This is a genomic window from Burkholderia sp. BE17, assembly GCF_009362305.1.
Lineage (GTDB): Bacteria > Pseudomonadota > Gammaproteobacteria > Burkholderiales > Burkholderiaceae > Burkholderia > Burkholderia pyrrocinia_C.
The window spans coordinates 22,646-32,901 of record NZ_WHNU01000067.1 but is presented as its reverse complement, the minus strand read 5'-3'; the positions used below and the strand labels follow the sequence as shown (position 1 = coordinate 32,901).

Genomic DNA, 10,256 nt, shown 5'->3' with positions numbered 1-10,256 from the left:
GCGACATTCGAAGGTCGACAGCCGATGCAGATTCACAAGGAAGTGGACGCGCGCGGGCTCAATTGCCCGTTGCCGATCCTGCGTGCCAAGAAAGCGCTTGCCGATATGGAAAGCGGGCAGATCCTCAAGGTGCTCGCGACCGATCCCGGCTCGCAGCGCGATTTCGCCGCGTTCGCGAAGCAGACGGGCAACGAGATCGTCGAATCGACGACGCAGGACAAGACCTTCGTGTTCCTGATGCGCCGCCGCTGACGGCCCGCATCGCGCGCCCAGGCTCCTGTTCCATTGGAAAGCGCTCCGGTCGAGCCTCTGACAATTCTTAAACCTCGCTTCGTGACTGGCTGCGTATACTGACCCGGCCGGTCGTCCGCTTCCAGCGGAGGTGCCGGCCGCGGTACGTCGTATGGCTGGCACGGGGGCCATGCCTGACGCTGCCGTCGTACAACGGGGAGAGGACATGTCCTTCAGACCAGGGACCCTTCGAAGTCCGTCCGGAGCGGAATGCATTGCGCCCGAGCGTGCGTCGGAATTGAGCCGTATCGAGCTCGATCCGCAGCAGGATCGCCACGCGCGTGCCGCGCTGGAGGCCTACGCGGATTCGGCCGCGGCCGAGATGCCGTGGCTGGCCGAGTGGCTGGACGAACGGCTGCGCGATGCCGCGCAGGACGACGGCTCGGGCCTGACCTACTGCAGTGCGACGATCGAGCGCGTGTTCGATCTGGCGCAGGCATGGGCGGCGGGCCAGCCCGACTACGCGGCCAACGCGTGGGAGCGCGTGCGCGGGCAATTGCAGCGGATGCTCGCGCAACCGGCGCTGTCGCAACCGCTGGTGCAACGCGTGCCGACCGACGATTTCGCCGAAACGGTGGCGGGCGCCGATTAGGCGTCAGATTGCGCGACAGGAACGATTATTCGAAGAAAGAACGGTAGTCCGCGCAATTTCTTGGCGAATTTCATACTACTATGATGAAATCGCCGGTTCGTCCGCGCCCCGTTTTTGAGATATTTAGCCGGGGTCGCCGGTTTGCGCAGGTGGCGCGAGCGGCAAACGATGGCTCGCCGGCCCGTATCCGGAAGGAAGCTGCGCGCGTGCTGCGCGGTGGGTGCGGGGAGCTGAACTGGACGAATCGATTTCGATTTGCGGGGTGCTATGAGAATTGCTGTACTGGATGACGATCCGGCCCAGACGGATTTCGTCAGTCAAACGCTGACGGCCGTTGGCCATACGTGCTACGCGTTCAAGGAAGGCAAGGCCCTGAAGAAGCGTCTGCAGCGCGAGACGTTCGATCTGCTGGTGCTCGACTGGAACGTGCCCGACATGTCCGGCGAGGAAGTGCTCAAGTGGGTGCGCGCCAACCAGACCGAGCACAGCCTGCCGATCATTTTCATGACGAGCCGCGACGACGAGGCGGGGATCACGCAGATCCTCAACGCCGGCGCCGACGATTACGTGGTCAAGCCCGTGTCGGGCCCGATCCTGCGCGCGCGCATCGGCTCGCTGCTGCGCCGCGCGTATCCGGTCAACGCCGAGGCGACCGTTCGCGAATTCGATCAATTCCGTTTCGACGTGAACCTGAAGCAGGCCTACGTCGGCGACAAGCCCGTGAGCCTGACGCAGAAGGAATTCGAGCTCGCGCTGCTGCTGTTCCAGCATCTCGACCGGCCGCTGTCGCGCGCGCACATTCTCGATCTCGTGTGGAAGCAGGCGACCGACATCCCGTCGCGCACGATGGATACGCACATCTCGATGCTGCGCACCAAGCTTGGCCTGCGGCCCGAAAACGGCTATCGCCTCGCGCCGATCTACGGCTACGGCTACCGGCTCGAGCGGGTCGGTCAGGGGGAACCGGAGTGACCACGGGATTCACGCAGCGCACGGCGAACCTGCACACGATGGTGCTGCGCGCGGCTTGTGCGGTCGCGTTTGCATTCGCCGCGCAGCATGCGGCCGCGCAGCCGCCCGCTGCCGCGGGCAAGATGGTCGTCTACCGCACGGAGGCGGGCGACACGCTCTACGACGTCGCCGCCCGCTACCTGCAGGGTGCGGACGACTGGCAACTGCTCCAGCAGATCAACGGCGTCCCCGCGCCGAAGCACCTGCAGCCCGGCGTCGCGCTGAAGCTGCCGGTCGCGCGCCTGCGCAAGGAAAAGCTGACCGCGCGTGTCGTCGCGGTGCAGGGCACGGCCGAGCGGGCGTCCGGCGACGCGTACGTGCCGCTGGCGAACGATACGGCGCTCGCCGAGGGCGACCGCGTGCGCACGGGCGCGAACGGCTTCGTGACGCTCGAACTCACCGACGGCACGCACATGAGCCTGCCGCCCGACAGCCAGCTCGACCTGAAGGCGCTGCGCCGCACCGTGCTGACCGGCACGCTCGATCGCCAGTTCGAACTCACGCGCGGCTCGGTCGACAGCGAAGTCACTCATCTGAAGAAACGCGACGACCGCTTCCAGATCCGCTCGCCGTCGGTCGTGGCCGGCGTGCGCGGCACGCGCTTTCGCGTGAACTACGACGCGGCCGGCAATGCGTCGACGCGTGTCGAAGTGCTCGACGGCACCGTCGGCGTCGCGGGCGGCCGGCAATCGGCCAAGCCGACGCTCGTACATGCGAACTTCGGCAGCGTCGCGACGTCGTCCGGCGCGGTCGGCGCACCCGTCGCGCTGCCGGCCGCGCCGGCGCTCGCGCATCCCGACAAGGTGCAGGACGAACCCGACGTCGCGTTCGACGTCGTGCCGCAGGCGAACGCGCATGCGTACCGCGTGCAGCTCGCGCACGATGCGGGGCTGCTCGACCTGTTCCGCGAAACGCGCACCGATTCGCCGCGCGCGGTCTTCCGCGACGTACCGAACGGGAACTACTTCGTGCGGATCGCCGCGATCGATGCCAACGGCCTCGAGGGGCTGCCGCGCACTTATGCGTTCGAGCGTCGCGTGATGGGGCTCGACGCGAGCGCGTCGCCCGGCGCGGGTGGCTACGAGTTCCGCTGGTCGCCGAATGGTTCGGGCAAGGACGCGCGCTACCGGTTCGTGCTGTCGCGCTCGAGGGACCTGAGCGCCCCGGTCGTCGACCAGGTCGGCTTGCACGCGCGCCAGATCACCGTCGCGCACCTGCCGCCGGGCGATTATTTCTGGGCGGTGACCGTCGAGGAGTTCGAAGGCGGCAAGTTCTACGAGAAGACCAGTCCGGTCAGCGCGTTCACGCTGTCGCGCTGACCCGCGGCGCATGAAACCCGACTCCGTTTCCCCACGGCGGCACCTCGGCCGCCGCTTCCTGATCGAATGGATCGCGATCGGCTGCCTCGGGATCGCGGTGATCCTCGCGTGCGCGCTCGGCCGCCTGTCGTCGAGCGTCGACGGGCTGATCTACGACCGGCTGCTGATGCAGCGCAGCCTGCCGCTGTCGCCCGACGTGGTCGTCGTCGACATCGACAACCAGAGCGTGTCGGCGCTCGGCCGCTGGCCGTGGTCGCGCGACGTGCACGCGCGGCTGCTCGACACGCTGGCGCGCGCGCAGCCGGCCGCCGTCGTCTACGACGTACTGTTCACCGAACCGTCGCCGGAAGATCGCGCGTTCGCGGACGCGATGAGCCACGTGCCGACTTTCCTGCCCGTGCTGCTGAGCCCCGAGCAGGCGGACGGCACGCGTACCGTCGAGCCGCCGGTGGCCGCGCTCGCGGCGCGCGCGACGGGGCTCGGTCACATCAACCTCGAAGTCGATCGCGACGGTATCGTGCGCAGCGTCGCGCTGTTCGAAAGCGACGGCCGCGTGCGCTGGCCGCAACTGATGGTGCCCGTGTACCGCGCGATCCAGGCCGGCCGGCTGCATCCGGCCGGCGGCGCGCCGGGCGCGAACGCGCACGACCTGGCGCGCGACGCGGCCGGCGAGGGCCGCTACCTGATTCCGTTCAGCCGTAACACGCCTGCTTATCCGACGGTGTCGTTCGACGACGTGCTCGAGGGGCGCGTGAAGCCCGACGTGCTGCGCGGCAAGATCGTCGTCGTCGGTGTGACCGCGTCGGGGTTGTACGATCGTTTCGCGACGCCCGTATCCGGCGATTTCGGCCCGCTCGCCGGCGTGTATATCCACGCCAACGTGCTCGACATGCTGGCGACCGGCAGCGCGATCTCGCCCGCGTCGCGCGCGGGGCTGTTCGCCGCGTCGCTGCTGCCGCTCGCCGCGCTGCTGGGCGGCTTCCTGATGCTGTCGCCGTGGCGCGCGCTGCTGCTGACGCTCAGCCTCGCCGCGCTTGCCGTCGTCGCGAGCATGGCGCTGCTGTTCGAGGCGCGCATCTGGTTGTCGCCGGCGCCGGCGATCTTCGGGCTGATCGCCGTCTACCCGATCTGGAACTGGCGGCGCCTCGAAATGACGATGTCGTACCTGCGCCGCGAGCTGCAGCGGCTCGCCGACGAGCCGCACCTGCTGCCCGAGGCGCCGCGCACGCGCAGCGTCGGCGGCGACGTGCTCGAGCGCCAGATGGCGCTGATGGCGCAAGCCGCGCAGCGCGTGCAGGACATGAAGCGCTTCGTGTGGGACAGCCTCGACAGCATGCCCGAGCCGATCTTCGTGACCGACCTGGCCGGCACCGTGCTGATCGCGAACCATGCGGCGAAGCGCTACGGGTCGCGGCTCGCGCTGCCGCTGCCGGAAGGGCGGCCGCTGCGCACCGCGCTCGGCGAGCTGACGTTCATGAAGACCGTCGACGGCAACGCCGAACACGATGCGGCGATCCGCGAGCACTGGCCGGCCGCGCTCGACCCGACGCTCGAAGCCGAGCACGACGCGATGGCGCGCGGCATCGAGGTGCGCGACCGTGACGGGCTCGACCATCTGTTACGCTATGCCGCTTGCACGAACGCGCAGGGCCGCGTGACGGGCTGGATTGCCGGCCTCGTCGACGTGACCGAACTGCACGCGGCCGAGCGGCATCGCGAGGAAGCGCTGCACCTGCTGTCGCACGACATGCGCTCGCCGCAGTCGTCGATCCTCGCGCTGGTCGAGATCGAGCGCGACCGCGTCGAGACCGACGCGATGCGCGGGCTGCTCGCGCGGATCGAGCGCTATGCGCACCGCGCGCTGTCGCTTGCCGACGAGTTCGTGCAACTGGCGCGCGCGGAGTCGCAGGCGTACCAGCTCGAGGTGACGAGCCTCGTCGACGTGCTGATCGATGCGAGCGACGAGGTATGGCCGCAGGCGCAGGCAAAGCACATCCGCGTCTACACCGACGTCGGCACCGACATGTGCTGGGTGCGCGCGGACCGCTCGCTGATCACGCGCGCGTTCGTTAACCTGCTGAACAACGCAGTCAAATACAGTCCGTCCGACACGGTGATCACGTGTACGCTGACGGTCGAGCACGCGTCGAAGCGGATGTTCTGTACGATTCGCGATCAGGGGTACGGCATTGCGCCGGAAGATCAGCGGCATCTGTTCGAGCGTTTCAAGCGATTCCATGCCGGCGAGCGGCCCGAGATCCCGGGTTCCGGGCTCGGCATGGCATTCGTGAAGACGGTCGTCACGCGCCATGGGGGCAGCGTGTCGGTCGACAGCGAAGTGGGTGTCGGCACCGCGGTGACGGTGTCGCTGCCCGCGATCGACGAGCCGTCCGCCTGACAGGGCCGGGCGCGACGGCAGGCATCTGGGGAAAGCCATGAGAAAGGAATGGGCAGCGGCCGCGCTGGCGGCGTCGCTGTTGACGGGTTGCGCCGGCGTGACGAGTGGCGTGAGTGCGGTCGGGCAACCGAATGCATTCGCAGCCGGCGCGCACGGCTACGATTTCGTCCGGACGGCTGCGCAGGCGAACGACGCCGAATACCTGCAGATCGAGACGCTGGTGCGCGACGAACTCGCGCGCCGCGGCTTCGACGCGCAGCCGCTCAAGGACGCACGCTACCGGCTGTCGATCGCGTACGCGACGCAGCCGGCGGCGGTCGCGGCCATCGCCGACCATTGCGGTGCCGCGAGCAGCGCGTGCGTGACGGTCGACGGGCCGTCGCCGCTCGCGCTGCCGTTCGCGGGCAACGTATACCGCCACGTGCTGACGCTGCGTTTCGTCGATGCGAAATCGGGCGCCGACGTCTATCGCGTGACGGCCGCGCTGCGCGATCGCGAACCGGCCACGCAGCAGGCCGCGCCGGCGCTCGTGAAGAGCGCGCTCGTGAAGGTGCCGTTCGGCGATGGCGGCGGCTGGCTCGTGAAGACGAAAAAAGACGACGCGGGCGGGATGCCGGGCGTCGTCTCGGTGAAGCCGGCCGAGGCGCGCTGAGCGCCGGCCGGTGAGGTGAGGGCGGGCCCGCCGGGGCGAGCCCTTGCCGCGCTCAGGCGGCCGGTTGCGCGCCGCCGCGCGTGCGCAGGTATTCGTCGAATTCCGCGCCGACTTCCGGGTGGCGCAGTGCGAATTCGACCGTCGCCTTCAGGTAGCCGAGCTTGCTGCCGCAGTCGTAGCGCGTGCCCTGGTACTTGTAGGCCAGCACCTGTTCGTCGGCGAGCAGTGCCTGGATCGCGTCGGTGAGCTGCAGTTCGCCGCCCGCGCCCGGCTTCAGCGCGCGCAGGTGCTGGAAGATCCGCGGCTTCAGGATGTAGCGGCCGACCACGCCGAGGTTCGACGGCGCGACTTCCGGCGCGGGCTTCTCGACGATCGCCGACATCTTGACGATCGACTCTTCCCATTCCTTGCCGTCGACGATCCCGTACGACTTCGTCTCCGACGGCGGGATCTCTTCGACGCCGATCACCGAGCTGTGATAGTGGTCGAACACGTCGACCATCTGCTTCATCACGGGCGGGTTGCCGTCGAGCAGGTCGTCCGCGAGGATCACCGCGAACGGGTTGTCGGCCACGAGCTTCTCCGCGCACAGCACCGCATGGCCGAGGCCGAGCGCTTCCGGCTGGCGCACGTAGAAGCAGTCGACATGGCTCGGCTTGATGCTGCGCACGAGCTCGAGCAGCTTTTCCTTGCCGCGCGCCTCGAGCTCAGCTTCGACCTCGTACGACTTGTCGAAATGATCCTCGATCGCGCGCTTGCTGCGCCCGGTGACGAAAATCATCTCGGTGATGCCCGCGGCGATCGCTTCCTCGACTGCGTACTGGATCAGCGGCTTGTCGACGACCGGCAGCATTTCCTTCGGGCTCGCCTTCGTTGCCGGCAGGAACCGCGTGCCGAGGCCGGCAACGGGGAATACCGCCTTGGTGACTTTCAACATGATCGAACCTTTATTCCTGTAATCGACTTGTCAGACGATGTATGTTCACGTCCGCATTATAGTGAACGCAAACGGCCTTACGGTTTGTTACGCAGGCAACCGATCGAGCTGCGCACGCAGTTTCTCGAGCGTGCTCTGGAATTCGGCGACGCGCTTCTGCTCCTGTTCGACCACGGCCGGCGGCGCTTTCGCGACGAATGCCTCGTTGCCGAGCTTTGCGTTGCACTTCGCGATTTCGCCCGTCAGGCGCGCGATTTCCTTCGACAGGCGCTCGCGTTCGGCCGCGACGTCGATTTCCACCTTCAGCACCAGCTTGTTCGGGCCGACGATCGCGATCGGCGCGCCGTGCGCTTCCTTGTCGAGCGTCGCTTCGTCCGCGAGGATCTGCACTTCCGACAGGCGCGCGAGCGCCTGGACGTACGGCGCGAACGAGCGCAGGCGCTCGGCATCGCCGGCCGCGAGCAGCGGCACCTTCGTCGCCGGCGACAGGTTCATTTCGCCGCGCAGGTTGCGGCATGTGTCGACGATCGCCTTCAGGTCGGCCGCCCACTGCTCGGACGCCTCGTCGATCTTCTGCAGGTTGGCAACCGGATATGCCTGCGTCATCAGCGACGCTTCGCCCTCGGCCTTGCCTTGCGGATAGCGGCCCGCGAGCGGCGCGACCTTCTGCCAGAGCGCTTCGGTGATGAACGGGATGACCGGGTGCGCGAGGCGCAGCACCGTCTCGAGTACGCGCAGCAGCGTGCGGCGCGTGGCGCGCTGCTGTTCCGGTGTGCCGTTCTGGATCTGCACCTTCGCGAGTTCGAGATACCAGTCGCAGTACTCGTCCCACACGAACTTGTAGATGCTGGTCGCGACGTTGTCGAAGCGGTAGTCGGCGAAGCCCTTCGCGATGTCGGCCTCGGTACGCTGCAGCAGCGACACGATCCAGCGGTCGGCCGCCGAGAAGTCGAGGTAGCCGCCGGGGCCGCAGTCGCCCGCGCCGCAGACTTCCGGCTTGTCGGCGCCGCAGTCGTGGCCTTCGCAGTTCATCAGCACGAAGCGCGTCGCGTTCCACAGCTTGTTGCAGAAGTTGCGATAGCCTTCGCAGCGCGCGAGGTCGAAGTTCACGTTGCGGCCGAGCGTCGCCATCGACGCCATCGTGAAGCGCAGCGCGTCGGTGCCGAACGCGGCGATGCCGTCCGGGAATTCCTTGCGCGTCTTCTTCTCGATCGTCGCGGCCTGCTTCGGGTTCATCAGGCCCGTCGTGCGTTTCGCGACCAGCGTTTCGAGATCGATGCCGTCGACGATGTCGATCGGGTCGAGCGTATTGCCCTTGCTCTTCGACATCTTCTGGCCTTCCGCGTCGCGCACGAGGCCGTGCACGTAGACGGTATGGAACGGCACCTTGCCGGTGAAGTGCGTGGTCATCATCACCATCCGGGCGACCCAGAAGAAGATGATGTCGAAGCCCGTGACGAGCACCGACGACGGCAGGAAATGCTTCAGTTCAGGCGTCTCGTTCGGCCAGCCGAGCGACGAGAACGGCACCAGCGCCGACGAGAACCACGTGTCGAGCACGTCTTCGTCGCGCTTCAGCGCACCCGTGTAACCCTGCGCGGCGGCCTTCGCGCGCGCGTCTTCCTCGCTGCGCGCGACGAACACCTCGCCGTTCTCGCCGTACCACGCGGGGATCTGGTGGCCCCACCACAGCTGGCGCGAGATGCACCAGTCCTGGATGTTCTCGAGCCACTGGTAGTAGGTGGTCGTCCAGTTTTCCGGGACGAACTTGATCTGGCCGCTGCGCACGACGTCGAGCGACGTTTCGGTGATCGACTTGCCGGGATTGAACGTGCCTTCCGGCGCCGGCTTCGTCATCGCGACGAACCACTGGTCGGTCAGCATCGGCTCGATCACGACGCCCGTGCGGTCGCCGCGCGGCACCATCAGCTTGTGCGGCTTCACGGAGTCGAGGAAACCCAGCGCGTCGAGATCGGCGACGATCGCCTTGCGCGCTTCGAAGCGGTCGAGGCCGCGATACTGCTCGGGGCCGTTGTCGTTGATCTTCGCGTCGAGCGTCAGGATCTCGATCGGCACGAGGTTGTGGCGCAGGCCGACCTGGTAGTCGTTGAAGTCGTGCGCGGGCGTGACCTTCACGACGCCCGTGCCGAATTCGCGGTCGACGTAGTCGTCGGCGATCACCGGGATCTCGCGGCCCGTCAGCGGCAGCGTGACGAGCTTGCCGATCAGGTGCGCGTAGCGCTCGTCTTCCGGATGGACCATCAGCGCGACGTCGCCGAGCATCGTCTCGGGGCGCGTCGTCGCGACGGTCAGCGAGCCCGAGCCGTCGACGAGCGGGTAGCGGATGTGCCACAGGTGGCCGTTTTCCTCTTCGCTCGCGACTTCGAGATCCGACACCGCGGTGAGCAGCACCGGATCCCAGTTGACGAGGCGCTTGCCGCGGTAGATCAGGCCCTGTTCATGGAGCGTGACGAACACGTCGCGCACGGCGGCCGACATCTTGTCGTCCATCGTGAAGTATTCGCGCGACCAGTCGGTCGATGCGCCGAGGCGGCGCACCTGGCCCGTGATCGCCGAACCGGACTGCTGCTTCCATTCCCACACGCGCTCGACGAATTTCTCGCGACCGAGGTCGTGGCGCGACACGCCCTGCGCGTCGAGCTGGCGTTCGACGACGATCTGGGTGGCGATCCCCGCGTGATCGGTGCCGGGCACCCACAGCGTGTTCTCGCCGAGCATCCGGTGATAGCGGGCGAGGCCGTCCATGATCGTCTGGTTGAACGCGTGGCCCATGTGCAGCGTGCCCGTCACGTTCGGCGGCGGCAACTGGATCGCGAAATCGGGGCGGGACGGATCGAACGCCGGGGCGGCATAGCCGCGTTTTTCCCACTCCGGCCCCCATTGGGACTCGATGGTGTGGGGCTCGAAGCTCTTCGCAAGCGTGTTGTCGCTCATGTTGGAAATCTGCCGAAAAATGCGTGAATTGGATGCCGAATCTGACAATTATAAATGGATGCACATCGGCCAGCCATCGCGTTGCCGGCGCGGGCTTGTCG

The 10,256-nt window shown here is 67.4% G+C and carries 8 protein-coding genes; 6 read left to right on the top strand and 2 right to left on the bottom strand.

What is annotated here, in order from left to right; translation table 11 throughout:
- The first annotated feature begins 24 nt into the window (after window positions 1-24).
- The 6 genes from GD429_RS37930 (at window position 25) to GD429_RS37905 (ending at window position 6,263) form a co-directional block, all read left to right on the top strand.
- Window positions 25-252 carry a sulfurtransferase TusA family protein gene (locus GD429_RS37930; RefSeq protein ID WP_006402122.1) on the top strand — a complete coding sequence of 76 codons (228 nt, stop codon included), beginning with the start codon at window positions 25-27 and terminating at the stop codon, window positions 250-252.
- A 205-nt stretch (window positions 253-457) separates the two neighbouring features.
- Window positions 458-883, top strand: coding sequence for a peptidase (locus GD429_RS37925; protein WP_152865066.1), 426 nt, complete (start codon window positions 458-460; stop codon window positions 881-883).
- A gap of 267 nt (window positions 884-1,150) precedes the next feature.
- Complete coding sequence (locus GD429_RS37920; RefSeq protein ID WP_034183383.1) at window positions 1,151-1,855, top strand: response regulator transcription factor; 705 nt, start codon at window positions 1,151-1,153, stop codon at window positions 1,853-1,855.
- Window positions 1,852-3,213: a FecR domain-containing protein gene (locus GD429_RS37915; protein WP_321575124.1), complete on the top strand. Its 1,362-nt coding sequence runs from the start codon at window positions 1,852-1,854 to the stop codon at window positions 3,211-3,213. Before GD429_RS37920 ends, GD429_RS37915 begins: the two co-directional genes overlap by 4 nt.
- A gap of 10 nt (window positions 3,214-3,223) precedes the next feature.
- On the top strand, window positions 3,224-5,611 hold the full coding sequence (locus GD429_RS37910) for a CHASE2 domain-containing protein (RefSeq protein WP_152865064.1): 2,388 nt from the start codon (window positions 3,224-3,226) through the stop codon (window positions 5,609-5,611).
- A 37-nt stretch (window positions 5,612-5,648) separates the two neighbouring features.
- Entirely contained in the window at window positions 5,649-6,263 is a 615-nt protein-coding gene (locus tag GD429_RS37905; RefSeq protein WP_152865062.1) for a DUF4136 domain-containing protein, read from the top strand.
- A gap of 52 nt (window positions 6,264-6,315) precedes the next feature.
- On the opposite strand, the gene galU is transcribed toward GD429_RS37905, so the two are convergent.
- Both galU and GD429_RS37895 read right to left on the bottom strand, forming a co-directional pair.
- On the bottom strand, window positions 6,316-7,200 hold the full coding sequence (gene galU, locus GD429_RS37900) for a UTP--glucose-1-phosphate uridylyltransferase GalU (RefSeq protein ID WP_152865060.1): 885 nt from the start codon (window positions 7,198-7,200) through the stop codon (window positions 6,316-6,318).
- Window positions 7,201-7,287: 87 nt separating this feature from the next.
- Window positions 7,288-10,155 (bottom strand): valine--tRNA ligase, encoded by a 2,868-nt coding sequence (locus GD429_RS37895; RefSeq protein WP_152865058.1) that lies wholly within the window; start codon window positions 10,153-10,155, stop codon window positions 7,288-7,290.
- Window positions 10,156-10,256 lie beyond the last annotated feature (101 nt).